The organism is Rhodopseudomonas sp. BR0G17 (assembly GCF_010907025.1).
Taxonomy (GTDB): domain Bacteria; phylum Pseudomonadota; class Alphaproteobacteria; order Rhizobiales; family Xanthobacteraceae; genus Rhodopseudomonas; species Rhodopseudomonas palustris_H.
This window is the reverse complement of sequence record NZ_QUML01000123.1, coordinates 1-493: the sequence shown is the minus strand read 5'-3', so window position 1 is coordinate 493 and position 493 is coordinate 1. Positions and strand designations below refer to the sequence as shown.

Annotated in this window: 1 pseudogene; it reads right to left on the bottom strand. The window is 53.5% G+C overall.

The window, feature by feature from the left end:
* Window positions 1-481: pseudogene (locus DY467_RS26615) on the bottom strand (IS110 family RNA-guided transposase); the annotation flags it as partial.
* Window positions 482-493 lie beyond the last annotated feature (12 nt).

The window sequence follows — 493 nt, the reverse complement described above, 5'->3', positions numbered from 1 at the left end:
TCTTCAATTGCTGCGACAAGCTTGGCGGCATGGAAACGACCTTGCGCAGCCACAAGGCCGAATTCAGGAAGATGGCCACGTATTGCATTAATAGTCTGGGTCCGCTGGCGAACCAGAAGATCGCGAACACTGAATACCATCGCCGCGGCCTATTGCTCTTCACTCTTTGCAGACACGAACCGCATAGTGGGCTCCTGGGCAGCTTCGCAAATCGCTTCGGCATCAGCGACATCATTCTTTTGCCGCTTTACGAACGGTTTGACGTATCCAGGAACGATTAGTCGGACGTCGTCCCTAATACCTTGAGTTTTCGTGCCAAGTAATGGCTGCCGGCGCACGCCTCCATTGCAACTGTGCAGGTCGGCTGAGCCGCAAAAAGGCCAACGACCTTATCCCGTCGGAGCTTCTTTCGAGACAATACCGATCAAGCCGCATCTGTACCGTGCACCTCGAACACGTTCTTCGCCAGATCGAATCCCATTTGTTAACTTCC